Genomic DNA, 25,181 nt, shown 5'->3' with positions numbered 1-25,181 from the left:
TCAGTAGACCATGACCATGCCGCCGATCGTCACGCCCGCACCGGAGCCGATCAGCATGATGGGGTCGCCGCGATTGACGCGCCCACCCGCAATAGCATGATGCAGTGCAGAGGGTAGCGACGCTGCGACCTGATTGCCGAAGCTGGCGAGGATGTCGACGGTGCGCGCCGGTTCGATGCGCAAGCGCTTCGCGAGATGGTCGAGCGCGAGACGGCTGGCCTGATGCGGGACGACGACGCGCAACTGCTCCGAAGTCAGCCCCGCGCCATCGAGCAGATTCTGCACGAAGCTGGGCAGTTGGCGCGACACGAGCCGGAACAGGCGCGGCCCATCCATATGAAACAGCGCCAACGGGTCGATGCTCTCGCTTAGCCGGCGCGGATGATAGCGCGACCCGCCCGCCTTGATCGAGCAATAGTCTGCGCCCTCCGCGTAAGTTTCGACGCTCGACGACAGAATCGACGAAGCCTCACTCGGTGCGCTCTTGCGGATGATGACGGCGGCTGCACCGTCGCCGAAGATGGCGGCCTCACCGAGTGTCGACCAGTCGAGCGAGAAGGTGGCGATATCGGATGACACGATCATCACGTTTCGGTAGCGGCCGCTTTCGACGAGGTAACTCAGCGTATCGAATGCGACCAGAAATGACAGGCAACTCGCGCCGACGTCAAAGGCTGTGATCGTGTTTGCACGCTTGCCGAGCGCGGCGAGCATCAACGCCGCATTGTAGGGCAAGGCCTGGTCCATCGTCGCGGAGGCCGCAACGAGGCAATCGATATCGCTCCAGCTCATTTCGGCCCGAAGCAGAGCCGCATCGCAGGCCTTAATGGCCAGTGACGCAGCGTTTTCATGCACCGTGCGGTGACGTGTGCGTACGCCATACCGCTTGAATATCGTACCGGCAGGCAGACCGAAGCGAAGGTCGATTTCGTCGCTCGTCAAAACCTGCTCAGGTACGCAGATGCCGGTGCCGCAAATCCGGATGTTGCGCGGATGTCTTGTCATAGTGCTTTCTCCGCATCGAGGGCCGTGCTTTCGATATCGGCCGTCTATCGGTGATTTAAGTCCCGGTAGAGCATCATATCCTTGAGCCGTTGCTTGTTGTCATCCCAGACACGAGGTCTGCGATGTGCAACGGATGTGTTGTTTCCCGATCCGCGTCGATGGCGTCGGTCGCTTCGATAGCGTGGTTCCACGCGCTATCGAAGACGAAAAACATCGCGATTTCTTTCATCGGTGTGGTTGCGTGCAGGATGTCACGAGGGCGCGCAATATGCACCTGATGCAGTTTTTTTGGCCTAGAATGCGCCATCGGGTACTGAATTTCGATACTTTTATGACCGAAATCACCCAGCTGGTCGCGACGCTCAAGCGCCGCTTCAAAGCGGCCGGTCTCACCTATCGGGAGGTTGCACGCGCGCTAGACCTGTCCGAGCCCAGCGTGAAGCGCCTGTTGGGCAACGGGCGCATTAGCGTCGAGCGCCTCGCGCAGATCTGCGAATTGCTGGGCCTGACGATGGCTGAACTGCTGCATGAAGCCGAGGCGTCGGTGTCTCGCTTGCACACGCTGACGCCGGCGCAGGAGGCGAGGCTCGTGTCGGACGAGAAGTTTCTGCTGGTGACGGTGTGCGCGCTTAGCCACTGGTCGGTGGATGACATCGTCACCGCGTATCGAATGACCACGGCGGAGTGCATCAAGTATCTGCTCGTGCTCGACCGCATGGGTCTTATCAGGCTGAAACCCGGGAACCGGATTCAGCCGCTGGTAGCGCGAGAGTTCGACTGGTTGCCCGGCGGCCCGATTCGACAATACTTTTCGCAGCGCGGCTTGCCCGACTTCATGGATAGCGGGTTCGACGCGCCGGACGAATCGATGAGCTTCATTCACGGCATGTTGACCAAAGGCGCAATCGACCAGCTGAACGACGAGTTGTCCAGACTTCGGTCGAAGTTTTCTGCTTTGCACGACCAATCGTCCTCTGCACCGTTGTCGGACAGGAAAGGGACTGCGCTGGTGCTGGCAATGCGCGTGTGGGAGCCGCATGCGTTCCGCAAGCTCAGACGTGCCGCGGGGGACGCGCTTGCCAGGAAGAGCGGCTAGCGGCGTATGCCTGCGGTCACTGCGTTGCAGAGGCGGCACAGATCACCAGCAGGGTCTTCATATCCGCGCGCCCCACAGGTTGTAAAAAGCGATGCCTACCGAGCACGTGATCACCGCAATCGCGGTCAACGCACTGACCGGCTCGTGCAGAATGACGAACGCGAGACCTGCCGCCACGACCGGCACCAGCCCCATGAAAGTCGAAGCAGTCACCGATCCCAATGCATGGATTGCGTGCGTCATCAGATAGAGCGCGACGACGCTAACCAGTACCCCTTGATACAGCACCTGCAGCAGGATTTCGGGTGCGCCCGCATCGTGAAGTGCCGATGGCGCAAGAAAAAGCCAGATTGGAAAAAACACAATCGCATTCGTCCACGGTACGGAGACGATCATGACGTCGGTCGGAATGTTCCAGAGTCGCATAGAGACTGCATAGCTCGCCAGGCACAACGCGGCGAGCAGGAAATAAAGCATGCCGAACAGGTGATGGAGTCCTCCATCCACAAGGATCAGGCCGTTTGCGATGGCAATGAGCGTAATGCCAAGCAGTTTCGCGCGCGCGATGCGTTGCCTGAGCAGGACGAACGAGAAGCAGGCGACGAGTATCGGAATCAGGCCGTTGACCACCACGCCCGCGTTGCTGGCGGGCGAATGCTCAAGCCCGATAAAGCTCAACATCGTGTAGGGGAAGCCGCAGCCGAGGCTGCACACCAGCGTGCGCCAATTGAAAATCGCGCGAAGCTGATGCCTCTTTCCTAGCAACAGCGGCAACGTAACGAGGGCGGCCGACGTGAACCGCAAAAAGCTGATGTCCCACGCGGTGAGGGTTTGGTGGACGCCCCAACTGGACACGATGATCCACCCAGACCATATCAACACGACCAGCAGAATCGCGGCGACACCGCGTTGCGTGTGTCGATCAGCGCCGCTTGCCTGCATTTGCATTCAAATCTCCGTGTACTTCGTGAAAAAACAGACTGCCCATCTTTGACATAGAATCGAGGCCGGATTCGACGCCTGGCAGCGAAGCGTCCACAGATATTCTCGTCGGGGTGGGTATGCGGAGTCTTGAACGATCGTGCACGCAACAGCGCGCAAACTGGGTGAGGGTGGGATCCGGGCGCCCTGGAATCGAGCGCATCGAGGCTTTCTTCTGCGGGCACGCATACGATACTCACCGACACGATACGTATGCGCTGGGCTATACGCTGTCGGGCGTTCAAACCTTCGACTATCGCGGAAGCCGGGCGGTGAGTACGCCGGGCAACGTGATGATCATCGCCCCCGATGAGCCGCACAACGGTTGCGCCGGTACCGACGAGGGCTTTCTGTACCGGATGATCTACCTCGAGCCGCGCTTCATTCTCGATGCGCTTGGCGCAGGCCGGCAAAGCCTTCCTTTGACGCATTCGGCCATTCATGCGGCCCCAGGACTTTATGCCGCGCTTGTCGCAGCACTGGGCGAACTGGACGCGCCGCTCGAAGATCTCCGCATCGACCAGATCGTCTTGATGCTGACGGACTCGCTCGTGTCGCTTGATCCGAGCTTGTTGCCCCGTTCCAGACGCTCGGTGTGCAAGGTCGCAGTCGGCCGTGCGCGAGAACTTCTCGACGCGCATTCGGCGGACATCGTAACGTCGGAGGCACTCGAAAATGCGACCGGCCTCGATCGTTACTCGCTCGCACGACACTTCCGGGCGCTTTGCGGAATTAGTCCGTACCGCTATCTGGTGGCGCGCCGTCTCGAGCGTGCGAGGATCATGATTGCGAGCGGCCACGAGTTGATCGACGTGGCCGCGCAGTGCGGATTTTCAGATCAGAGCCATATGACGCGTCAGTTCAAAAGCGCGTTCGGCGTGACGCCGGGGCAGTGGCGTGTTCTTGCGACGAATACATCGGGCCCGCGGGCAACCGGGCGCGTTTGATCGACATGACGCCGGCAGATCTAGTCTGCTGGATACGCAATGTAGCGGATGATCTTCCAGCTGCCGTCAGGTTGACGGCCGAACACGTCGAGCCCGGTCTCGTCATGGGTCGCCTGTTTGCCGCTCTCGTCGGTATCGGTGGATATCCACGTGAGGCGGACGATGGCGAGACGCCCGGAGACGACGATCTCCTTGATTTTCAGGCCGTAGTGGATGGATTGCGCTTTGTTGGCCAGCGCGCGATGTAGGCGTTCGCAAAGCAACGGGTAGGTTTGCTCGGGCAAACCTTGAAAATCGTAGCGGAGGTCCGGCGCGAAGAGGTCGCAGATATGCGCGGCACGTCGTGCATTGAAATCGTCCCGCCATTGTTCCAGCGCAGTGCGAATGATCGCCGCGGGATCGTCGGCCACGGTCTTCGCGCTCGACAGACTGGGGAGTGCGGCGATGGCGATTGCGGTCAATGCGCAGCAGATAAGGCGTATCTGTCGTCTCATTTGAGCTCCCGTAATCGCCTCGATCCGCTGGCTTAGATCACTGCCTCAAACCACGTCCAGCACAGCGGCCGCCACCTTGCGTCAGACAATACGATCCCGAACGACGGCATTGCATGGCACAAGCCTTTGGACCTCGTCGAGCTCTTTGGCATGATGGATTCCCCATTCGATCAGAGAATCCAGAATAGGCCGCAGGCTTTCGCCGAGCGGGGTGAGCAGGTACTCGATTCCCTGGCTATCCTCGGCGCTGGGCTGCCGGCTCACGAGGCCATGTTCCTCTAGCGCCCGCAACTGCTCGATCAATACCTTCTGCGCGATGCCGGCAATGCGATTGTCCAGCGCGCACGTGCGTTGCGGGCCGTCCAGCAGCGCATAAAGAATGACCGCCTTCCAGCGCCCTGAAAGGACTGCAAGTGCTCGCTCGACCGGCAAGCCCGGTAGCCTGTTGATGATCTTCATTTGCGACGACTGACCAAACGGTGTGTAGAAGAGGAGATTACCGAAAAGTAAGCTTTCGATCATACCCGACCGGAGGAATACACATGGTAGACCTGTTCGCAAATCAACTGCTTGGCGGCATTGTTCCGCTGAAAAACCGCCTTGTCATGGCGCCGATGACCCGCACGCGGACCTCCGACGGAGATGTCCCTAATGCGCTGATGGCTACCTACTATGGGCAGCGGGCCGGTGCTGGCCTGATCATAACCGAGGCAACCGACGTCGCACCCTCCAGCAATGGCTACGCGCTGACGCCGGGAATCTACACGGACGCCCAGCGGCAGGGCTGGCGCCTCGTGACCGATGAGGTTCATCGCCACGGCGGTACGATATTTTCCCAGATATGGCATGTCGGCAGGATGGCGCATTCGTCGTCCATGCCGAACGGCGAGGCCCCCTGGGGGGTAACCGGGAAAAGAGCTGAGCATTCCGATGTGTTTTATCACGACGCCGAGGGCAAGTTGGCCTTTATTCCTGCGGGCACGCCAAGGCGCCTCGACACCGAGGAAGTGTCGGCTCTGGTCGACACGTTTTCCGAGGCCTTCGTCAGCGCCCGGGAGGCCGGCTTCGATGGTGTGGAAATTCACGCAGCCAACGGCTATCTGTTCGAGCAGTTCATGAACTCGGTGCTCAATACTCGCATCGATCGCTACGGTGGTCGTCGCGTAGAAGACCGTACGCGTTTCCTGATGGAGGTCGTCGACGCGGCGATGAGCGAACTGGGCCCGGGACGCGTCGGGGTTCGCCTGTCTCCATACGGCAAGTACGGCTCGATGCCGGTGGATCCGCTGGTCGAGGAAACCCTGCTGTACGTCTGCGAGCAACTGAGCCGTCGCGGCGTCGCGTACATACATGTGGTCTATCAACTGATGCCCGCGGGCAATGTGGAGCACAGCGAGTTCAAGGAACGCCATGTCGACCACGTTTTGCTGGCGAAGGTCCGGGCGGCGTTTTCTGGCGCCATCATCTGGTGCGGAGGTTTTACGAATCGCGAGAGCGCGCAGGTGGCGCTCGATACCGGGTTGGTGGACCTGATCGCGATGGGCAGACCATATATCGCGAACCCGGATCTTGCCGAGCGCCTCGAGCACGGCTGGCCGTTAGCGGAAGCGGACCGATCGGCCTATTACACTCGCCGCGGTGAGGTCGGGTATACGGACTTTCCGGCCTATTCGGTCGAGTGCGTCGAAGAACGTTGAATTGCAGGGTCCCGGCTTGTAGAGCACGCGTGGCGCTTTACTATCGCCGGGACGATCACTGTGACGCTTCCACCAGCGCTTTTTCGAGGTCCGCATGGGCCTCTTCGACCTTGCGTTGCCGTTCGGCGATTTTCTTTCCGCTCTTGCCGTTGGCCTTCGCGTCCTGCAAGTCGTGCTCGCGTTCGGCGAGCTTCTTTTGTGCGGCAGCCACCTTGCGTTGCGCGGCACTGTGTAGCGCGGCATCCGTGCAGTTCGCGTTCATCTGGGCAAGTGCGGTTTCAAGGCCATCGACGCGACTCGCATTGTTGTGTGCTTGCGCATAGGTGATTTCTTTCTCTATCGACATGCGCTTTGTATCGCAACCGCCGGTTTGGGCCTGGCAAAGCATCGGATAGATCGTTGCGACGAGCATCGCTGCCTTGATCATCGTGTTCATTGGAAGCCTCACGGGAGTGGATTTCTGTTTGTCCATCGCGGTTCCTTTCAGATGAAAGGAGATGTGTGTGCTCAAGCCCAGCCTGGCCAGACCGGGCCGAAAGCCATTCTAAATGTTAGCGCCTCATGTCCATGCTATCGTCCGGAGCACATCGCGGATATCCAATGTATACGTGCACGCGACCGACCTTACAGGCACCACCAGGCCATTCGATCACCGGAGTTCGAAAGTGAAAAGAACCCTACCGCTGTTGTTCGCCGCACTGTTGGCGGCAAGCCCGCTAGCCCGTGCGGCAACCCCTGACGCAAGCGGTTCCCAGCCTTCGCTGCAGGAAGCGCAATCCGCTGCTGCGAAACTCGGCCAGCTCTACGACAGCAACTACGCTGCGAAGAACGCCGATGCAATGGCGCAGTTGTACGCCGAGGACGGTACGCTGGTATCGCCGGCCGGCAAGATCGTCAAAGGGCGCGCGGCGCTCAAGCAGTACTACGAGCAGCGCTTCAGTTCGGGCGCGAAACAGCATCACATCCACGTCATCGATGCGCGCGCGCAAGGCGACGGCGGATTCAGCATTGCGGAGTTTTCCGTCGACGTGCCGAAAGGCGATGGAACATTCCGGCAAGAGGGCGGCCATATCGTCGCGGTGTACGTAAAAGAGAGCGACGGTTGGCATTTCCGGGTGGTCGAGCCAAGCACGGTCGCCAAAGACTAGCGGCGTGTGTATCGGTCGGGCGCAAACAGATCAAGGAAACCAGGTGACATGAATTCGTGTGGAGTTGTAGACAAATGAAAGCTTTTGGACCCGCCGTTCTGGCGGCATTTCTGGCGATGTCGCCCGTCGCTCACGCAGCCGCACAGCCGGCGCAAACCTATCTGCCCGCCTCCGCCGTTGCGCAACTGGACAAGACGTCGGTCATCGTCGAGGGTGCAACCGGTGACAAGGTGAAGTCGACGATCTATGTCTTTATGGATCCCAACTGCATTTTCTGTCACTACGCATGGGAGGCCTTCCAGCCCTATGAGGCAGTGGGGCTGCAAGTGCGCTGGATCCCCTTGGGCTTCCTCAAAGCCGATTCGCAAGGCAAGGCCGCGGCCTTGCTCGATGCCGCGGACGCTGTTGCACTATTGCGCGAGAACGAAACGAAGTTCGCGGAAGCCACCGAATCGGGCGGCATCAAGCCTGCGAATCCTGTTTCGTTCTCGGCCCAGTCGAAGCTGAACAAGAACTCGAACCTGTTCAAGGACATGGGCTTCGACGGCACGCCTACGATCGTCTACAAGACCAGCGATGGCCGTTGGGCGGATACGAGTGGCATGCCGGGTTTGAAAAGGCTGCCGGCAATGCTCAATCTGCCCGAACAGCCAGAGAGTCCCGCCCTTCAGCGGTTCCGCTGAAAACGCCGCGCGTCGTGCGAGGGTGGCGCTGGCGCTGACCTCGCATGGCGCTGCATTCAACGGCTGTCTCTAGTCGTCCAGAACCACATCGTCCACGTCGTTGCGCTGGTTCAGCCGAGTGCATATCCGACAAACATGTACTCGAACATTCAACTGCCCGCCGACGGCGAGCGTATAAAGGCATACGGCGAGGTTGGGCAGATTCCGGACGCGATGTTCAAGCAGTTCGTGGCGATGTTTCCGGCGGAAGCTGTGCCGAATCCGCATGATGTCGCCGCGGCCGTGGCAAGACTCGTCGATCATAAGACCTGCGCCAGCGCTTAACACCGCCTCTAACAGGAAACCGGAAGATGACGATGCTGTATCGTGGCATGGATCGCGTCGCGCTGGACGCAGCCTACAACAATACGAAAGCGGTACCGGGTTTTGCCGCCATCTTTAGCGGTTTCCAGGCACGCAGCGCGCGGTTGTACGAGACAGCAGCGTGTCAAAGAGATATCCGTTACGGCGCGCTCCCGCGACAGCGTTTCGACCTGTTCCGCAGCCGAAGGCCCAATGCGCCAACCGTGATCTTCATCCACGGCGGCTACTGGCAGACCTTGAGCAAGGAAGATTTTTCGTTTGTTGCAGAGGGTCCGCTTGCGCATGGGTTCAACGTCGTACTGGTTGAATACACGCTCGCGCCACAGTCGTCGATGACGCAGATCGTCGATGAGATCGGCAATCTGCTCGATCACCTTGTGACCCATCGCGATCAACTGGGAATCGGGCAGGGGCCTGTGTGCCTGAGCGGGCATTCGGCAGGCGGGCACCTGAGCCTCGTGCATCGTTCGCATCCGCTGGTTACGCACGTGATGTCGATCAGCCCGCTGGTCGATCTGGAACCGATCAGCCTGTCGTGGCTAAACGAAAAATTGCAGCTCACAGCGGATGAAGTCGGCACATACAGCCCGTTGCGACACATCGGCAAAGGCGTGCCGATGATCGTCGCCGTGGGTGCGGTTGAACTGCCCGAACTCGTGCGGCATGCAGGTGATTACGCAGCCGCGGCGCGAGAAGCCGGAGAACGGGCTCAGTACATCGCAGTGGATAACTGCACGCACTTTTCGATCCTCGAAGATCTTGCGCAACCAGCGGGCACCTTGATGAGCGCGCTGATGCGAGAGCGTTGCTGGTTTGCTGGGTAGTGCGGGGCGTGACGCGCGGGTCGTTCAGTCGAGGCATTTCACCGGCTGCGCTTCATGCGGGTGCCCTGCAATGCCGGACTGCGCGTACACCGTGGGTGCGCAAAAGCTTCGGCGATACTGCTGGGGCGAAACGCCCAACCTTCTTTTGAAGCTGGCCCACATTCGATGAGCGTCTTTAAAGCCGCATTCGTAGGCAATCGTCTTTACAGGGATGGCGGTGTTCTCCAGCATCGCGCGAGCCGCATCTATACGCGCACGCTCGACAAACTCGCCAGGGGGAATTTTTGCATCTCGCGTGAACGTGCGGGCAAAGGTTCGAACGCTCATACTTGCGACGTTGGCCAGCACACCGACCGACAGGTCGCCGCTCAAATTTGACAGCACATATTGCTGAACCTGAGCAATGGGTGAAGTGTCTTTCACGTGTGGCGTGAGGTAGGGGCTGTACTGGGACTGCCCCCCTGCGCGCTGGACATAGACAACAAGCCGTTTCGCTACGTTCAGCGCCACTTCGCTACCTTGATCCTGGGTGAGCAGATAAAGCGAGAGGTCGATTCCCGCGGTGACGCCTGCAGACGTATAGAGGCTGCCATCCTCGACATAGAGCCGATCGGCCTCGACGCGAGAGGTCGGGCACAGGTCTGCAAGCTGATGGGCATGGCTCCAGTGAGTGGTGACTTTTCGATAATGCAGCAAGCCAGCGCGCGCCAGCATGAAAGCGCCCGTGCATATAGAGCCAAAGCGCCGTGCTCTCTGGCTGATGTATCGCAGCCATGCGTAGATCTCGCTGGAGAATTCCTGGTGAATCAACCCAGGGCCGCCTGCGACAAGCAGCAGGTCGTACATCGCATGGGCGTCGCGGAAATGACGGTCGGCAACCATTCGTATGCCGTTGGAGCATCGCAGCTCGCCGTGCTCGAGCCCTATGAGTTCAAGCCGGTAGCACGCGTCAGGCAACAGGAACCTGTTCGCTTCGGCGAAGACATCAAGCGGTCCGCAAACGTCCAGCGACTGAACGCCTGGAAAGACGACTAGCGCAACGGTTCTCATGGGAGCGATCGATCTGTGCAAGTGGATTCAACAGAGTATCGAAATGCGCCCTGAAATTAAGTTCGTCCTGTGTGAGTGGCTGCATTTGCCGTTTATCTGGCAGATAAGATAGGCACAATTGAGCTTGCGCTAAAAGCGAATTGGGCTTGCCCCAGCACGAATTCCTGGCTGCGCAGGTGAACGCAGGCCGGCCGGGGCGGCCGACATGACTTCTCCACGCATCGGTGGCGCAAGGTGGCGCTTGCGCATTTACCGTGTGCGTGAACCGGTCAGAACAGCAGCACAGAGCGCAATTCGATGCTTCGCCTTGGAGCCGCATTGAAAGGCGACGAGGGGTCGTCGAATGCCGTATGCGGAGTCAGCCGCGCGATGCCGTCTTCGCTGGCCGAGTCGTGGATTTTCAGCAGCAGTACCTCGCTGGGCGTCATATGCGGGAAATAGTACCAACGGTGCGCCGCATTGAAAGCAAAGGTAAACACTTCGATCGTCTCATGCTGCCGGATCAGATCCGTCGCGACAGCGTCGTTTGGCGCAATACTGCGCGAATCGCATAAGGCAAGAGGTAACGATGCCACCGGCGCGCCGATCGGGCGCCACAGGTTCACGAATGCGGTGCGGCCGTTGACCCATTCGTCCACTTCGCTGGCCGGCGCATGCTGGCGCACGCGGCGAGGACCGGATGCGAAGGTCAGATCGTTGTGAACCACCTTGACCGGCTCGTGAGCGCCACGTGTGCGCGCGGGATCGGCGTCGCGTAACAGGTGATCGAAAATGACGACACGCCGCGCGCCGGTCAGGCGTTTGAGCAGGCGTTCCGACTCAGGATAGTAGACAGATTCGATCGCAAGCGGATCGGAGAAGTCTTCAAGCGCGCTGCTATGGTGATGCAGTTCGAAGCCGTTGCGGTGTAGCGACAGGCCCCCGGGCGGCGGCGTGACACGTGCATCGAAGATCGGCATCCGGTATGCGCTGTAGGTGCCGGCTTGCCGCGGCACATCCAGCGATGGCTCACTCGAGTAACGCGAAGGTCTTTCACCGGTCGGGACCAGATAGTTGAGATCGGCTTCGACCATTCCGGCTTGTCGACCGACGACCAGATTGCCCATTGACTGTTTCTCCTCGCAGATGAAGCGCATTCGTCCAGTACACGAGAAGAAAACGTCTGCAGCAGTGCGTTATTCCGCAAGCGCGCGTTAAACGGCGTGGCATGCGCGGGCCGGATGTCAGATGCGGCTATTTGCGGGCGGCATTTTTCGCAGCTTGAACTTCTCCTGAATGTTTTGTCGGGCGCGGGAAAGCCGGCTCATAATCGTGCCGGTTCGAACATCAAGTGCTTTGGCCGCCTCCTGATAGCTGAATCCCTCTACATCGATCAATTGCATCACGATACGTTGAGAATCCGGTAGTCTCCGTACCGCGCCCAGCATCTGATGAAGAAACACGGTTTGCTCGGGTGGTGCGGCGTTGGGATCCGCTATGTTGTTGAGTAACTCATCGTCCCATTCGACGCCCGAGCGCTTGCGTACGGCCCTCGTGCGTACTTCGTTCACCCATGTGGTACGCACGATCGTGTACATCCAGTTGAGCACGCCGGATTCCCGGTCTAGCTGGTGGCTGCGTTCGAGCGCGCGGACACAGGCGAGCTGGACCAGATCTTCAGCGTCGTGCCGGTTGGTGGATAGACGATTGGCGAAAACCAGAAGCCGCGGCAACAATCCAGGAAGCAGACCGGGAAGATCAATTTCAGTCATTGAACCGTTTCTCGAGAAACAGCGATTGTCGTAACCATCGCTGACCATAGGGGAATGAAGACAAAGCGATTCTTTACTGCATCGCTTTAGTCTATATGGCCGGTTTATTTGTCTCGCGGCTGACGCATGTGAAATAAAGCCAAGTGCACGACACTTTCAGACAATGCGCTCGCGCGTATGAGGAACGGTTCGCTTGTGGTGCCGGGGCCGGCGCAGTGGACGGAACGGTGCTATCGCGTCAGCAGGCTGGCGTGCGGCGCAGCGCTCGCAGCGCGACACATGCGCCCGATCGCGGCACGGTCTACCTTGCCTTGTTCGGTGAGCGGGACGTGGTGCGTTGCGATCATCTGTACGGCTTTTGCGACGTTCACGCTATACGCGGATTCGAGTGCTTGCGTGCAGCGCCGGATATCGATCCGCTTGCCTCGCCACGGCACGACCGCAACATCCCATACATGTTCGCGCGCGATGTCATCGGTGGCGATGGCTACGGCATAGCGCACTTCCGGCAGCGCACATAACAGCGACTCGATTTGCGCCGGACCGATATCGATGCCGTCGATCTGCGCGACATCGGCGGCCCGTCCGAGCACATGCAGATTGCCCGCTGCATCGATCAGGCCGACGTCTCCGGTCACACACCAACCGTCGCGAAACTTGTGCGCCGCCTCGATGGGTTGATGGTGATAGCCCTGCGCCACTGCGGCAGATTTCACTTCGATGCCGCCGGCCTGACCTTCGGGCGCGAAGGTTCCGTCCGCGCGACGGATACGCATGTCGACGCCTGGCCGGATGCGGCCCGCGCTTTCCAGCAAGGCCGGATCCGACAGATACGCCGATGGTGTCAGCACGCTGACGACTCCCGCTTCGCTTGCACCGTATAGATGCGTGAGCACCGGGCCGAACTGCGCGATCGCGCGGCGTCGCAAGATCGCCGGCGCCGAGCCACCGATATGCACGATCGAACGCAGCGAAGTCAGGTCGCGCCGGCGCACGTCCGGGTGATCCATGGTCTCGAACAACTGCGGCTCGACCAGCAGCAAGTCGGTGATGCGCTCGGCTTCGATCGTCGCGAGCGTATCCGCGGGATCGTAGCGAGGCTTCAGCACGACCGTGCCGCCGCCCAGCAGCGTGTTGTCGACGAGCACCTGCGACAGATACGCCAGCGCACCGTTGACCAGCTGGCGACGATCCGCCGCGCCTGGCGCACTCACCATCGTCGAGTACGCGGCGAAGCTGCGCCGGCTCGCTTTCGGCACGCCGGTCGAGCCGCCCGACGAGACGATCACGGCGAGATCGTCGGGCTGTGCGCAGCTTCGCATCGGGAGATCGGATTGCAGGCGTACGAGAAGGTCCAGACGCGCGTCTGCGGGGCCCGTGTCGACATAAACGACGCATGCGTCGACACCGTCAGGCACGAGATACGCGGTCTGCGCGAAAGCGACCAGCAGCGTCGGCTGAATACGGGCCAGAAATGCCTTGCGATGCGCCGCCGACGCGATCGCGGGCAGGAACATCGTTGCCGCCCCAAGCAGGTTTGCCGCGTAACGGATCGCGAGCGCATCCGGGCAATTCGGCGCGAACTGCGCGACCAGCGAACCGCGCCCGATACCGAGCGTCGCGAGCGCGTGTGCGTGACGATAGATTGAAGCGTGCAACGCATGGCCGCTTACATCCTCGTCGAGGTAGCGCAACACAGCGCGATCTGCGCGTTGTTCCAGCTGCTCGAGCAGGAGCTCGACATAAGAGCGAAATGCGCCGTTGCGATGCGTTTCCATGATCTGCCTCTCGTTCCTGATGATCCATGGAGGCAGTGTGCCCGCCCAGAATGAGGGGCGAATGAGCGGCGGGCGGCGCCACACCGCGCGCCGCTCGCATGGCTGACGTCGAACGTCATCGGATGCCCGAGCGGCGCCGCGGTATCTCTGCTACTTCAGCGCGAATTCCGCACCTTTCGAGATGCTGTCAGGCCAGCGCTGCATGACGCTCTTGTAGCGCGTGTAAAAGCGCACGGCTTCCTCGCCGTAAGCGTGCTGGTCGCCGAACAGCGATCGCTTCCAGCCGCCGAACGAATGCCACGCAGCTGGCACCGCAGCCGGCACATTGACGCCCACCATGCCCACCTGAATCTGCCGGGTGAATGCGCGCGCGGAAGGGCCGTCGGTGGTGAAAAGCGATACACAGTTGCCCAGTTCGTGCGCGTTGACCAGCGCGATCGCGCTTGCCAGATCCGGCACGCGAACCACCGACAGCACCGGCCCGAAAATCTCCTCGCGATAGATGCGCATATCGGGCTTTACATCGTCGAACAGCGAGCCGCCGAGAAAGAAGCCTTCTTCATGGCCCGGCACGACGAGACCACGACCATCGACGACCAGCTTCGCGCCTTGCACGACACCCGCTTCGATATAAGCCGTCACCTTGGTGCGATGCGCAGCGGAGATCAGCGGACCCATGTCCAGATCGGGCTCCATGCCACCGCCGATCCGCAGCGCGCGCACGCGCGGCACGAGGCGCTCGACGAGTTGGTCGGCGACACGTCCAACCGCGACGGCGACCGAGGTTGCCATGCAACGTTCGCCGGCCGAGCCATAGGCCGAGTTGATCAATGCATCGACGACCAGATCGAGATTCGCGTCGGGCATTGCGATCAGATGGTTCTTCGCGCTGCCCAGCGCCTGTACACGCTTGCCGCGTTTTGCGCTTTCGCTGTAGATATATTCGGCGACCGGCGTCGAACCGACCACCGAGATCGCGGCGACATCGGGGTGTTCGATCAGCGCATCGACCACGCTCTTGTCGCCGTGCACGACATTGAAAACCCCTTTGGGAAAGCCCGCTTCCATGAACAGCTCGGCTAGCCGGATCGAGGTCGACGGGGTGCGCTCGGACGGCTTGAGTATGAAGGTGTTCCCGGTCGCAGCCGCCATCACGAACATCCAGCACGGCACCACCATCGGGAAATTGAATGGCGTAACGCCTGCGGCTACACCGACCGGCTGCCGCAAGTTCCAGCTGTCGAGGCCGCTTGCGGTCTGGTCGGTGAAATCGGTCTTGAGCAGTTGTGGAATGCCGCACGCGAATTCGACGATTTCGATGCCGCGCAGTACCTCGCCCTTTGCGTCGGAAAACAGCTTGCCGTGATCGCGTGTGATCAGCTCGGCGAGTTCGTCCGAATGCTCATCGAGCAGCGCCTTGAACCTGAACATCAAACGGGCGCGACTGAGCGGCGGGGTTTCGCTCCATGCCGGGAAGGCCGCTTTTGCAGCGGCGACGGCGGTGGCGACTTCAGTGGTGCTCGCGACCGGCACGCGCGCCGTCAGTCGGCCTTGCGCCGGATCGAATACTTCGTTGAAGCGGCCGCTCGTGCCGGCAACAGGTTGACCACCGATGAAATGACTCAGCTCGCGCACACGTGCAGCGCCTTGATCTGCTTCGCTCATACGTCCCTCCTGGAGGGAATGCGGGCGCGGCTGCGGCATGGCTCGCCGCGGCCCGCGCCAGGTTAAAAATCGGTCCACTGACCGCTGACAGAAAAGCCGTCTAGATTCCCCGACTGCTGACAGAAGCTCGATGTTTATCGGTTCGGGGACATTTCGCGCGCGTTTCGGGTCTGGCTACCCTTCGGCAATCGTCACGTCGTAGTTTTCGTCGGCGAAGGCGACCAGAAACTCTTCCGGCATCAGCCATGAATCGATGCTGATCGTCTTCGTATCGATGTCCACGGCGACCTTCGCATCCCCATCGACGCTTTTCATCGCGCGTTCGAGAGGGCCGATATCGTCGGGGCGCATTTCGTTTTTCACCGAGAATTTCATTTTTCAGTTCTCCAGTACATGTTGCGGGACCGGTGACCGGTGGTTCGATGGTCTGCTGGTCCGATGGGAGCAAATGTAGGCGCATCGACCCGGGTTTCGCATACCCGCTCAGGACAAACAGTATTGAGTGACGCGAACTAATCGAGGCAGGGTGAAGGGGCGGGAGGAGGGGACCTGGCGGTTTGCGTCTCGCGGTGGCTTCATCGCGGCCGCGTGGCGCCGCATATTCTGTTTTTTGGCGCGGTGAAATTCTGATAAACTACGGGTTATCCCTTAGGGAATAACCCCTAATCATTCACCTTACGTCACCGTAGACCTCATCATGAAAACCTTGCCTGCTCAAGCTGTCCGTTCGGAACCCGGGTTCTTCGCGAAGCTTCGCGCGCTGGCCAGCCAGGCGATGCATCTGCACCTGCAGCATTGCGCCGTACTGGCAGAGACGTTTCGCCGCGACTAATCAACCGCGGTATCGGGCCGTATGGCGGCGGTTTACCGCCTCGTTTTTCTCCTGCTGGGCACTCAGCAGCGAGCTGTCGGATGTCGGCATCCGGTTGCATCATCCGTCTGCATCGGCATCGGAAAATCCTTCCCGAGTAATTAGTTAGGATTTCGTTCTTTTTCCCTGTCCGGGCGTTTTGCCCCGGTACCCGCGCGATTCGCGGAACCCCATCCACACGTGCGTGTCGCACTATCGGTTTTCGCCGGTCGCACCGTGTTTTCTCGCATGACTGCGCACCAGAGCGGGGCTGCTTATTTACCGCGTACTGAACGATACGCTCATCGACACGGGAGCATGCATGCGACGCCTGACAATTCCCTTTGCTTTTCTTTTGACATCGCTAACAGCGTGCGGCGCGTTTAGAACTCACGAAGCGCGCGATCCGCAAGGCCAGTTGATCGGTTCAAATATTCTCGACCTGGTGCAGTCCGTCGGTATTCCCGACAAGACGATGAAACTCGTCGATACCGGCGGTGCGAATGACCGGATGGAAACGCAATGGAATTTTTCGAACTCCGACGCCGCGCTCGATGTGAACGCGCTTGTGCTCGACGTGAAGGTGGGCGGCGCAGGCAAATGCAGCATGACGGCGACGGTCCAGCGCTGGGGCGGCAAGGTGCTTGCCGTCAACTTCCCGCAAGCGCATAGCGACAGCGTCGGTTCCGACTACGGCGCGTGCGAGCCGCTCGTCGCAGAGGCGCTGTCGCATAACCCGCGCACACCGGTCGATCCGAAGTGGGATGCGTTTTCGCTGGTGGGCGCTGCGAAGTAGTTGCAGTCGTCACGCAGCCGCCGTGCGGTGCACTTCCGGCGAGCCGCTATTCACCCGTCCCGGCAAGATCCGCCGTTACGCAATGTTTGACCGACCCGTAGCTTTGGTCGGTGATTCCCGTACTTCCAATGCAAAGCCTGATCAAGCAAGGCGATCGCCGATATGAGGCGATGGATGCGGTAGATAGAAATGGCGCTAGCCGGACTTAGTAGTTTGACGTGAGCTAGGTGTAAGTCCGGCAGAGCCTGTGTCGCAATAGCAAGGCTAAACGGCGGGACAAATGCCTGTCCCGCTATTTCCCCGGTGTGGCCCAGGCTGCGCAGCAATAGCGATGCAAGATGGGCCCCTTCAACACCGGGTATATGACTTTTATTGTTTAACCGCCGCTAAAACCGCATTGAAAAAGTCGTCACGGTTGACCACTTCCATTCCGCTCGGCTTGGACTGCGCGCCCCACATCACGATCACCACCTTCTCTTTGGGATTGATATAGAGCCCTTGCCCCTCTATGCCGTGTCCGGCGTACGCGCCATCCTGAACCGATTGTCCCGACGTTACCGGCCACCAGAAGTAGCCATACTGCGAGACTGCGCCGGTAGTCAGCGTCTTCGGCGTACCGGCTTCGGCTGTCCAGCCCGCGGGTACGATCTGCTGGCCGCCGGCGACGCCACCGTGCTCGATAAACACGCCGAAGCGCCCCCAATCGCGCAATGTCGCGCTCAGACCGCTGCCGCCGATCTCGATGCCATCCGGTGAGTCGAGCCACCACGTCGCATCAGACTGCATGCCAACCGGGCTCCACACTTTCTCGGACAGATACTGCGAGATGCTCTTGCCTTTCAGCGCGCCGTGCAGGATCTCGGCTGCGACCTGCGTCTCACCCGTGCTGTAGTTGAAACGGCTGCCCGGCGGCGCTGCGCGCGGCAGTTTGCTCATCAGGTCGATGGTTCCGCCCGGCTTCTGCGCCAGTTGCACTTCAAGCAGCGCGCGCCGGTCTGAAGCCGGGTTCGTATAGGTCTCGTCCCAACGCACACCCGAGGCCATCATCAGGACGTTGCGGATCGTCACACCGTCATACGCGGACCCGGCAAGCCGCGGCACGTAACGGGTGACCGGATCGTCGATGCTGCCGATCAAACCATCTTTGACAGCTGCGCCAAACAGGGTAGACGTGATCGATTTGGCCAGCGACATCGACATCCAGCGCGTGGCAGGCGTGTTGCCGTACTGATAGGTCTCGTAGACGATCTGATCGTTCTTCAGGATCAGCAGTCCGGACACGCGGTCGAGCGCAAGGAAATCGTCGAGGTCGTAGTGCTTCCCGTTCGAGACGAATCGCACCTGCGATAGGGGTTGAGACGCTTCAGGCAGCGGCGACACGCTGTTGCCGCGCGCGATGCGGCGCGTCGGGAAAAGCCTGTCGATGTGACGGAAGGTGTGAACGGCCATGTCGGGCGTGAGCGCGCCGTCGTAGATCTGGCGCACGGTGCCGATCGATTCGTTGTCGTTGGAGCTGTCAGCCGTTTTGCTCGCATCGCTGGCGCAACCGGCGAGCAGCGCAACGGCACAGCAGATCGCAACGGTGAGCAGGTGCTTCGGACGAGACGGGCGGGCGGCGTGGAGCGACACGGGCATGATGGACCTTGTGGTGAATGGTGCGTTCGGGGGGCTTGCAGGCTGGCAAATGTTCGGGGGCAGACCAGCCGGCAAGTGACGGCGATTTTAGATCGACGAAACCCGACGCGCGGAGTTTGCCGTCGACGGCGGTCGAAATGTACTGTATACGATACATTAAGATGAAATTTACAGATAATGTTCCGTATACGTGACATTATTCTATGGCGTCGATGTTCGATATACGTTACATTGAGCGTGTTCTACCTCGTTATGTGTCGTATACAGAACATGAATCTTGCCGAACTAGGTGAAGTGCTCCGTCAAGCCCGCGTCGCGGCAAACCTCACGCAACAGCAGGTCGCCGAGATGAGCGGCGTGCCACGCGGGCGCATCAGCATGTTCGAAACTGGCATGCTGCCCGAACTAGGGGCAGTGAAAATGCTTAGCCTGTTCGACGCCGTCGGGCTGGAAATCCTTGCGCGTCGCCGTGGGCATCAGCGCACGCTCGATGACGTGCGGGTAGATCCCGGCGAACAACTGGGCGGCACGCGCCCGGTGCACCACGTGAGGGTGCGCGTCGCGCGGCGCGTCAAGGCAACCGGTGGCAAGCCATGAACCACCCTGTGCTCGACGTCTATGTTCATGCTCGAGCGGTCGGCACGCTCACGCAAGAGGCTGGCCAGTACGTCTTCACCTATCTGCCCGACGTGGCGGAAGAAGACCAGGTTTCGCTGCTGATGCCCGTACGCGCCGAGTCGTATGTCTGGCCGCATCTTCATCCGTTCTTCCAGATGAATCTTCCCGAGGGTGTCAAGAAAGACATCATGATTCGCCGCCTTGGCCCGCACGCCGACGTCAGCGATTTCGGCTTGCTCGCGCTCACGGGTGCGAACTCGATCGGGCGGGTGCAGGTGGTACCGCGCGGCACGACGCTCGAAGCCGCCGCCGGCAACGCCAATATGGCGGAGTTGCTGGCTTCGACCGACTCGCGCGACAACCTGCTGCGTCTGCTCGAAACGGGCATCGCAGAAGGTGTGTCAGGGGTGATGCCAAAGGCGTTGATGCAGTCGGGCGACAAGGCCACGATATGGACCGACGACTTCATCCTCAAAACCGGCTTCGACGACCTGCCGGGTCTCGCGATCAACGAATACCTGTGCCTCGAGGTCGCGCGTCACGCCGGGCTCGACGTGCCCAGTGCGCGGCTATCCGACGACGGCCAGGTACTGGCGGTGCAACGCTTTGACCGCACCGCCGATGGTCGGAAGCTGGCGGTGGAAGACTACTGCGCGCTAAAGGGCCTTGACGCCGTCAACAAGTACAAAGGCTCGCTCGAGGAACTCGCCACGCTAACGGCGACCTACATACCGCGCGAGGCCTTCAAGGAGCATGCGCGGCGTCTCTTTACGCTGTTGTTGCTGAACCATGCGGTCCACAACCCGGATGCCCACCTGAAGAACTTCGCGCTCGCTTATACCAATCGCGATGACGTGCGGCTCGCGCCTGTCTACGACGTGCTGAGCGACACGGTCTATCCGAGGTACGAAACGGCCATTCCTGCGCTAACCCTGAAGGGCAAGAGAGTGTGGGCGTCAGGTGCATTGCTGCAGGTCTATGGCGGCGCCCGGCTTGGCCTGAGCAAAACGGACATGGGGGCGGCTTTCGAGCAGGTCACCGCAGCGGTACATCAGGTGACACCCTTGGTGTCGGAGTTCGCTGACCAATACCCGGCTTTTCGCGAGGTCGCCAAGCGCATGCTCAACGCTTGGGCCTGCGGGCTCGAAGACATCAAGCCTGACGCCAGGCCTGGCAAATACAAGCCGGCGTCGCTGCGCGAGCAAGTGGGCATGTCAGCCCCTGATCCGGCTGCTGCGCGCAAGGAGGTAAACCCTTACGCCAACCCGGATGGTGCTTTTAGCCACAAGTCCAGATAGCACGTGGTTGCGCTCGCCACGGGAGGCGGCGATAAAAACCCACCCACGCAGGCTTCCTTCACCCCAGGTTCATCGCGCGAATTTCCGTCACCAGCGCATCGATCGCGCAACGGGTCTTCAACGGCAGATACGGCGTCTTCGGCCACACCGCGTGAATATCCTGTGGCCGCACGCCACAACGCTCCCTTACCGAGGCGAGTTGTCCTGCCGCGACAAAGCGCGTCAGCAGCCAGCACGGCAACTGCACCAGCCCCAAACCTGCGACGCCTGCGCCCGCAATCGCCTGAATATCGTCGAGGCTCACTTGAGACACGATCGGCAATTCGCACTCGACGCCGTGCGTGTCGAGCACACGCCAGGGCGACACCACGCCGGCGCGCGAGTAAGCGATACCCACGTGCCCTGCGAACGCATCGTTATCGACAGGCGTGCCGCGCCGGGCCAGATACGACGGCGCGGCTCCGATGCTCATCTGTTGGATGCCCAGGCGCCGTGCCGCGAGGCTCGCGCTGTCGCGCAACTCGCCGATGCGCACCGCGAGGTCGATATTCTCTTCGACCAGATCCACCGCGCGGTCGGTGAACGAGATGTCGATCTGAAGCTCTGCGTGCTTGCGCGCGAGCCCGAACAGCACTGGCGCCACGCAAAGGTGACCAAACGCGAGCGGCGCGCTGACTCGCAGACGACCGCGCGGCTCGCTGTGTCCGCTTTCGACTTCGGCCTCGGCGGCGTCGAGTTCGGCTAGCGCGCGCACGCACCGGTCGTAATAGGCCTGCCCAGCCTCCGTCAGCGTCTGGCTGCGTGTCGTGCGTTGCAGCAACCGTGCGCCGAGACGATTCTCCAGCCGCGCAATCACCTTGCCGACTGCCGAGCGCGTCAGATGCATGCGCTCGGCCGCGAGCGTAAAGCTGCCGGCTTCGACCACCTGAACAAAGACCGCTACGCCATCGAGTTTGTCCGTCACATTGGGTCCTTGTGGGATCGATTAATGGGAAAAACGCACGTCAAAAGGGAAAGTAATTCCCGATATAGTAATTCCAATTCGTTGCCACTCGCTGCCACCTGGACTGATATTCATGTTGCTATCCCGCGCTCCCAACAACACCGTCGCACTCGCGACGGTTTGTCTGACCTCGCTGATGTTCGGCCTCGAAATATCCAGCGTGCCGACCGTGTTGCCAACGCTTGAAAGCGTGCTGCACGCGGACTTCAAGGAGATCCAATGGATCATGAACGCGTACACGCTTGCATGTACCACCGTGCTGATGGCTACCGGTGCGCTGGCCGACCGGTTCGGTCGCAAACGCATCTACGTCGCCAGCATTGTGGTGTTCGCGATAACCTCGCTGGTCTGCGGGCTCGCACAAAGCGTGTCGGTGCTGATCGTCAGCCGGTTTCTTCAAGGGATGGGCGGCGGCGCGATGCTGATTTGCCAGGTGGCAGTGCTTTCGCACCAGTTTCAGCAAGGGCGTGAGCGGAGCAGGGCGTTTGGCGCGTGGGGCATCATCTTCGGTATCGGCCTGGGCTTCGGCCCGATCATCGGCGGCATGATCGTCGCGGTCGCCAACTGGCAGTGGGTATTTCTGGTCCACGTATTGATCTCGATCGTGGCACTGGCTCTCGCGTTCGCCGGCGTGCAGGAGTCGCGCGACCCGCACGCGCAACACCTGGATATCCCAGGCATCGTCACGCTTTCGGTGTCGTGCTTCGGCCTCGTCTATTTCATTACGCAAGGGCCGGATTTTGGCCTCTCCAGTCCCGCCGCGTTGAGCATCGTTGCAGCGACGGTGCTGAGTTTCGTCGCGTTCCTGTGGGTCGAGAAGCGCAGTCCACGGCCGATGTTCGATTTCTCGGTGTTCCGGATCCGCAGGTTTTCCGGGGCGATGTTCGGCTCGATGGGCATGAATTTCAGCTACTGGCCGTTCATGATCTATCTGCCGATCTACTTTCAGGGCGCGCTCGGATACTCGAGTGTGAACGCGGGATTGTCGCTGCTGGCCTATACGCTGCCGACGCTCGTCGTGCCGCCGCTCGCCGAACGGCTCGCGCTCAGGTTCGAGGCACGCAGGGTCATTCCGCTCGGCATGTTCACCATCGGTCTCGGCTTTCTGCTAATGCGCTTCGGCGCAGGCATCGAGCACGCCAGCTGGCTGACGGTGCTGCCGGGTTGCCTGCTGTGCGGCACGGGGCTTGGCCTCACCAATACGCCGGTCACCAATACCGCCACTGGCTCGGTGTCGTCGAATCGTGCCGGCATGGCTTCGGGTATCGATATGAGCGCGAGACTGATCAGTCTCGCCGTCAATATCGCGCTGATGGGTTTCATTCTTCTCGAAGGCGTGCTGGGGTATCTGGCGCGTCGCATACCCGGCGCTTTCGAATCCTCGTCGCTGCGCCTGCTCGCCGAGCAGGTCGCCGCCGGTACGGCCGCGCATCTCACGCAGCGCAGTGCGGAACTTGCAACTGCCGATCCGCAAGGCGTGATCGTTCATGCAGCGCTGGTGCACGGCTTCGGGCATGTAATGCTGTACGGCGCGTCAGGAGCGTGGATCCTGGCGTTGCTCAGCGTGGTCGCGTTTGGGCCGGGCACGCGGGCCGTGGCGACGGGCAGTTGCGCCGGGTGACAGGAGCCCCGGTCACTCAGCGCGAAGCCATTGCAGAATCTGCCGCCAGTCTTGAGGTGTGATGGCGCTGAACCAGCTGTTGTGACCGGCGCCGGGCAATACCATGAGCTGGGCGTGAGCGTGCTCACCGGCGAAGCGTCGGGCATGCTCGACCGGAATCAGCGTGTCCTGCTGCGCGCCGACGATGATGAGCGGCCCGCCATAGCGCGACACCGCCGCGACGGAGTCGAACCCGTCGTGCAACATCCAGCGCACCGGGAACACCGGATACTTCTCCGCGGCCACGCTGGCAAGCGAATCCCACGGCGTAATCAGCACGACGCCTGCGATCGCCGGTTCGTTGCCTTGCACGACTTGCGAAGCCATGCCCGCGCCCAGCGATTCACCGACCAAGTACACCGGTCCAGGCCATTGCGCGAGCGTGGCCGACAGTGCTTCGCGCGATGCGTCGAGCGTTGTCTTCATCGTGCGCGTGCCGTTGCGCCTGCCGTAGCCCGGATACTCGACGATCGCGACGCGATAGCCGGCACGCACGAATACGTCGGCGAGCGGCAGCTTCATTTCAGCCGATTCTGCGTTGCCGTGATAGACGATGAAGGTGCCGCGCGGGGGGCGCCCCGCCGGCGATACTACGTAGCCCGCGTAGTCGTTACCGATTTTCCATACTTCGATGGCGTCGCCCGCGTGCGTCTGCGTGCGCAAGTCGGCCGCGTTCGGCGCGCCGGGCAGCAGCATGCCGTCCTGCATCAGATACAGCAGCAGCGCCGCGCCCAGGTAGGCGACGACGGCAAAGCCCAAAGCGTAGGAAAGCAGGCGCATGCCGTATCTCGCGCGGGGGCGACGGTGGAGAATTTTCGGGCAAGTATAAATAACAATCGCATGCGCGATGCGTCACCGGCGCTGTCGGTGCAGGTAAGGCGTAGGTAAAACCCGGCTGCGGCCGCCCTCATGAAGTACTACTGTGATCTCGAGCGGTGCAACGGAGGGAATCATGTCTGCGACCGAACCCTGGGTTTGTCCGACGTGTGCAATTCATGTCACCACGCCTTTTTGCCCGATGTGCGGCGAGAGCCCGCTTCGGCCGCCCGACCTTACGCTGCGCGCGATCGGAGCCAGGCTCCTGCACGCGGCGACGAGCATCGACGGGCGCCTGCTTCGCACCTTCTGGGTTCTGCTACGTTATCCGGGCGAGCTGACGGTCGCGCATCTGAATGGAAAGCGCATGCCTTATGTGCCGCCGTTCCAGCTGTTTCTTGTCGCTAACGCGTTCTTCTTCGCGATGCAGTCGCTGACCGATACCCAGGTCTTCGGCTCGACGCTGCAATCCCATCTTTATCATCAGGACTGGAGTCCGTTCGCGCGGTCGTTGGTGGCCGAACGCGTCGCGAGATTAAAGATGGAGTTGCCGCAGTACACATCCATTTTCGATCGCGCAGCGGTGCTCAATGCTAAGTCACTCGTCATTCTGATGGTGATGCCGTTCACCGTGTTGCTGTGGATGACCTTCCTTCGTGCGCGCAGGCCATTCGTCACCTTTGTGTATTTCTCGCTGCATCTCTACGTGTTCCTGCTGCTGCTGTTCTCGCTCGCGCTAGGCGTTGCGGCCATCGAGATTCGTCTGGGCGGCCTCGGACTTGCTTCACCTGTCGTCGACAAGCTTCTTTCGATCGTCAATCTTGGGTGTTGTGCGGGCTACGTGTTTCTCGCGTTGAAACCCGTCTTCGGCTCTCACGGTATAACGCGGGTCGTCAGGGCGGCAGCGATGGCGCTGGCGGCCGGCCTCATCGTTCTAGGCTATCGGTTCGCCGTCTTTCTGATCACGTTGTACACAGCGTAACGACGAGATAATGCGTGAGCAGCGCGCGTACAGCTCGCGCC

Annotated in this window: 27 protein-coding genes; 11 read left to right on the top strand and 16 right to left on the bottom strand. The window is 60.8% G+C overall.

Annotated elements, in window-relative coordinates:
• Together ACYVNQ_RS34640 and ACYVNQ_RS34635 are read right to left on the bottom strand one after the other, a co-directional pair.
• Complete coding sequence (locus ACYVNQ_RS34640) at nucleotides 1–1,005, bottom strand: 3-oxoacyl-[acyl-carrier-protein] synthase III C-terminal domain-containing protein (protein ID WP_460909653.1); 1,005 nt, start codon at nucleotides 1,003–1,005, stop codon at nucleotides 1–3.
• 73 nt (nucleotides 1,006–1,078) lie between these two features.
• Nucleotides 1,079–1,234, bottom strand: coding sequence for a hypothetical protein (locus tag ACYVNQ_RS34635; protein WP_460909651.1), 156 nt, complete (start codon nucleotides 1,232–1,234; stop codon nucleotides 1,079–1,081).
• Nucleotides 1,235–1,336: 102 nt separating this feature from the next.
• Here ACYVNQ_RS34635 and ACYVNQ_RS34630 point away from each other — a divergent pair, with 102 nt between their 5' ends.
• On the top strand, nucleotides 1,337–2,101 hold the full coding sequence (locus ACYVNQ_RS34630; RefSeq protein ID WP_460909648.1) for a helix-turn-helix domain-containing protein: 765 nt from the start codon (nucleotides 1,337–1,339) through the stop codon (nucleotides 2,099–2,101).
• A gap of 57 nt (nucleotides 2,102–2,158) precedes the next feature.
• Here ACYVNQ_RS34630 and ACYVNQ_RS34625 read toward each other — a convergent pair whose 3' ends face one another.
• A complete protein-coding gene (locus tag ACYVNQ_RS34625) occupies nucleotides 2,159–3,049 on the bottom strand; it encodes a DMT family transporter (RefSeq protein ID WP_460909646.1) in 891 nt (296 codons plus the stop codon).
• Between the two features lie 113 nt (nucleotides 3,050–3,162).
• Here ACYVNQ_RS34625 and ACYVNQ_RS34620 point away from each other — a divergent pair, with 113 nt between their 5' ends.
• Nucleotides 3,163–4,029 carry a helix-turn-helix domain-containing protein gene (locus ACYVNQ_RS34620; RefSeq protein ID WP_460909644.1) on the top strand — a complete coding sequence of 289 codons (867 nt, stop codon included), beginning with the start codon at nucleotides 3,163–3,165 and terminating at the stop codon, nucleotides 4,027–4,029.
• Nucleotides 4,030–4,049: 20 nt separating this feature from the next.
• On the opposite strand, the gene ACYVNQ_RS34615 is transcribed toward ACYVNQ_RS34620, so the two are convergent.
• Both ACYVNQ_RS34615 and ACYVNQ_RS34610 read right to left on the bottom strand, forming a co-directional pair.
• On the bottom strand, nucleotides 4,050–4,523 hold the full coding sequence (locus ACYVNQ_RS34615; RefSeq protein ID WP_460909642.1) for a YybH family protein: 474 nt from the start codon (nucleotides 4,521–4,523) through the stop codon (nucleotides 4,050–4,052).
• An 81-nt stretch (nucleotides 4,524–4,604) separates the two neighbouring features.
• On the bottom strand, nucleotides 4,605–4,982 hold the full coding sequence (locus ACYVNQ_RS34610; RefSeq protein WP_460909640.1) for a winged helix-turn-helix transcriptional regulator: 378 nt from the start codon (nucleotides 4,980–4,982) through the stop codon (nucleotides 4,605–4,607).
• 83 nt (nucleotides 4,983–5,065) lie between these two features.
• Between ACYVNQ_RS34610 and ACYVNQ_RS34605 the strand changes: the two genes are divergently transcribed.
• Nucleotides 5,066–6,220 carry an alkene reductase gene (locus ACYVNQ_RS34605; protein ID WP_460909638.1) on the top strand — a complete coding sequence of 385 codons (1,155 nt, stop codon included), beginning with the start codon at nucleotides 5,066–5,068 and terminating at the stop codon, nucleotides 6,218–6,220.
• A gap of 55 nt (nucleotides 6,221–6,275) precedes the next feature.
• On the opposite strand, the gene ACYVNQ_RS34600 is transcribed toward ACYVNQ_RS34605, so the two are convergent.
• Nucleotides 6,276–6,656: a DUF1090 domain-containing protein gene (locus ACYVNQ_RS34600; protein ID WP_460909635.1), complete on the bottom strand. Its 381-nt coding sequence runs from the start codon at nucleotides 6,654–6,656 to the stop codon at nucleotides 6,276–6,278.
• A gap of 229 nt (nucleotides 6,657–6,885) precedes the next feature.
• Between ACYVNQ_RS34600 and ACYVNQ_RS34595 the strand changes: the two genes are divergently transcribed.
• Nucleotides 6,886–7,368 (top strand): YybH family protein, encoded by a 483-nt coding sequence (locus tag ACYVNQ_RS34595; RefSeq protein WP_460909634.1) that lies wholly within the window; start codon nucleotides 6,886–6,888, stop codon nucleotides 7,366–7,368.
• Between the two features lie 74 nt (nucleotides 7,369–7,442).
• Entirely contained in the window at nucleotides 7,443–8,051 is a 609-nt protein-coding gene (locus ACYVNQ_RS34590) for a thioredoxin fold domain-containing protein (RefSeq protein WP_460909632.1), read from the top strand.
• A 69-nt stretch (nucleotides 8,052–8,120) separates the two neighbouring features.
• Here the strand turns inward: ACYVNQ_RS34590 and ACYVNQ_RS34585 are convergent, their stop codons facing one another.
• On the bottom strand, nucleotides 8,121–8,354 hold the full coding sequence (locus ACYVNQ_RS34585; protein ID WP_460909630.1) for a hypothetical protein: 234 nt from the start codon (nucleotides 8,352–8,354) through the stop codon (nucleotides 8,121–8,123).
• 47 nt (nucleotides 8,355–8,401) lie between these two features.
• Here ACYVNQ_RS34585 and ACYVNQ_RS34580 point away from each other — a divergent pair, with 47 nt between their 5' ends.
• Nucleotides 8,402–9,238, top strand: a complete 837-nt coding sequence (locus ACYVNQ_RS34580) for an alpha/beta hydrolase (RefSeq protein ID WP_460909628.1) — start codon at nucleotides 8,402–8,404, stop codon at nucleotides 9,236–9,238.
• Between the two features lie 24 nt (nucleotides 9,239–9,262).
• On the opposite strand, the gene ACYVNQ_RS34575 is transcribed toward ACYVNQ_RS34580, so the two are convergent.
• From ACYVNQ_RS34575 to ACYVNQ_RS34550, 6 genes are all read right to left on the bottom strand, one after another.
• Entirely contained in the window at nucleotides 9,263–10,288 is a 1,026-nt protein-coding gene (locus tag ACYVNQ_RS34575; protein WP_460909626.1) for a GlxA family transcriptional regulator, read from the bottom strand.
• A 269-nt stretch (nucleotides 10,289–10,557) separates the two neighbouring features.
• Entirely contained in the window at nucleotides 10,558–11,394 is an 837-nt protein-coding gene (locus ACYVNQ_RS34570; RefSeq protein ID WP_460909624.1) for a CmcJ/NvfI family oxidoreductase, read from the bottom strand.
• A gap of 117 nt (nucleotides 11,395–11,511) precedes the next feature.
• Nucleotides 11,512–12,039 carry an RNA polymerase sigma factor gene (locus tag ACYVNQ_RS34565; RefSeq protein WP_460909622.1) on the bottom strand — a complete coding sequence of 176 codons (528 nt, stop codon included), beginning with the start codon at nucleotides 12,037–12,039 and terminating at the stop codon, nucleotides 11,512–11,514.
• Between the two features lie 230 nt (nucleotides 12,040–12,269).
• Nucleotides 12,270–13,817, bottom strand: a complete 1,548-nt coding sequence (locus ACYVNQ_RS34560; protein WP_460909620.1) for a class I adenylate-forming enzyme family protein — start codon at nucleotides 13,815–13,817, stop codon at nucleotides 12,270–12,272.
• A gap of 150 nt (nucleotides 13,818–13,967) precedes the next feature.
• Nucleotides 13,968–15,482, bottom strand: coding sequence for a CoA-acylating methylmalonate-semialdehyde dehydrogenase (locus ACYVNQ_RS34555; RefSeq protein WP_460909618.1), 1,515 nt, complete (start codon nucleotides 15,480–15,482; stop codon nucleotides 13,968–13,970).
• Between the two features lie 174 nt (nucleotides 15,483–15,656).
• Entirely contained in the window at nucleotides 15,657–15,857 is a 201-nt protein-coding gene (locus tag ACYVNQ_RS34550; protein WP_460909616.1) for a copper chaperone, read from the bottom strand.
• A gap of 797 nt (nucleotides 15,858–16,654) precedes the next feature.
• Between ACYVNQ_RS34550 and ACYVNQ_RS34545 the strand changes: the two genes are divergently transcribed.
• Nucleotides 16,655–17,128, top strand: coding sequence for a hypothetical protein (locus tag ACYVNQ_RS34545; RefSeq protein WP_460909614.1), 474 nt, complete (start codon nucleotides 16,655–16,657; stop codon nucleotides 17,126–17,128).
• Nucleotides 17,129–17,497: 369 nt separating this feature from the next.
• Here the strand turns inward: ACYVNQ_RS34545 and ACYVNQ_RS34540 are convergent, their stop codons facing one another.
• Nucleotides 17,498–18,763: a serine hydrolase domain-containing protein gene (locus ACYVNQ_RS34540; protein WP_460909612.1), complete on the bottom strand. Its 1,266-nt coding sequence runs from the start codon at nucleotides 18,761–18,763 to the stop codon at nucleotides 17,498–17,500.
• A 270-nt stretch (nucleotides 18,764–19,033) separates the two neighbouring features.
• Between ACYVNQ_RS34540 and ACYVNQ_RS34535 the strand changes: the two genes are divergently transcribed.
• On the top strand, nucleotides 19,034–19,360 hold the full coding sequence (locus tag ACYVNQ_RS34535) for a helix-turn-helix transcriptional regulator (protein WP_460909610.1): 327 nt from the start codon (nucleotides 19,034–19,036) through the stop codon (nucleotides 19,358–19,360).
• On the top strand, nucleotides 19,357–20,679 hold the full coding sequence (locus ACYVNQ_RS34530) for a type II toxin-antitoxin system HipA family toxin (protein ID WP_460909608.1): 1,323 nt from the start codon (nucleotides 19,357–19,359) through the stop codon (nucleotides 20,677–20,679). Before ACYVNQ_RS34535 ends, ACYVNQ_RS34530 begins: the two co-directional genes overlap by 4 nt.
• 58 nt (nucleotides 20,680–20,737) lie before the next feature.
• Here the strand turns inward: ACYVNQ_RS34530 and ACYVNQ_RS34525 are convergent, their stop codons facing one another.
• A complete protein-coding gene (locus tag ACYVNQ_RS34525) occupies nucleotides 20,738–21,643 on the bottom strand; it encodes a LysR family transcriptional regulator (RefSeq protein ID WP_460909606.1) in 906 nt (301 codons plus the stop codon).
• Between the two features lie 112 nt (nucleotides 21,644–21,755).
• Here ACYVNQ_RS34525 and ACYVNQ_RS34520 point away from each other — a divergent pair, with 112 nt between their 5' ends.
• Nucleotides 21,756–23,303: an MFS transporter gene (locus ACYVNQ_RS34520; protein WP_460909604.1), complete on the top strand. Its 1,548-nt coding sequence runs from the start codon at nucleotides 21,756–21,758 to the stop codon at nucleotides 23,301–23,303.
• Between the two features lie 12 nt (nucleotides 23,304–23,315).
• Here ACYVNQ_RS34520 and ACYVNQ_RS34515 read toward each other — a convergent pair whose 3' ends face one another.
• Nucleotides 23,316–24,122, bottom strand: coding sequence for an alpha/beta hydrolase (locus ACYVNQ_RS34515; protein ID WP_460909602.1), 807 nt, complete (start codon nucleotides 24,120–24,122; stop codon nucleotides 23,316–23,318).
• A 172-nt stretch (nucleotides 24,123–24,294) separates the two neighbouring features.
• On the opposite strand from ACYVNQ_RS34515, the gene ACYVNQ_RS34510 reads away from it, so the two are divergent.
• Entirely contained in the window at nucleotides 24,295–25,140 is an 846-nt protein-coding gene (locus ACYVNQ_RS34510) for a DUF3667 domain-containing protein (RefSeq protein WP_460909600.1), read from the top strand.
• Nucleotides 25,141–25,181: the final 41 nt, after the last annotated feature.

The organism is Paraburkholderia jirisanensis (assembly GCF_054782355.1).
The sequence above is the reverse complement of the archived record's forward strand: the minus strand, read 5'-3'. Positions and strand labels throughout refer to the sequence as shown.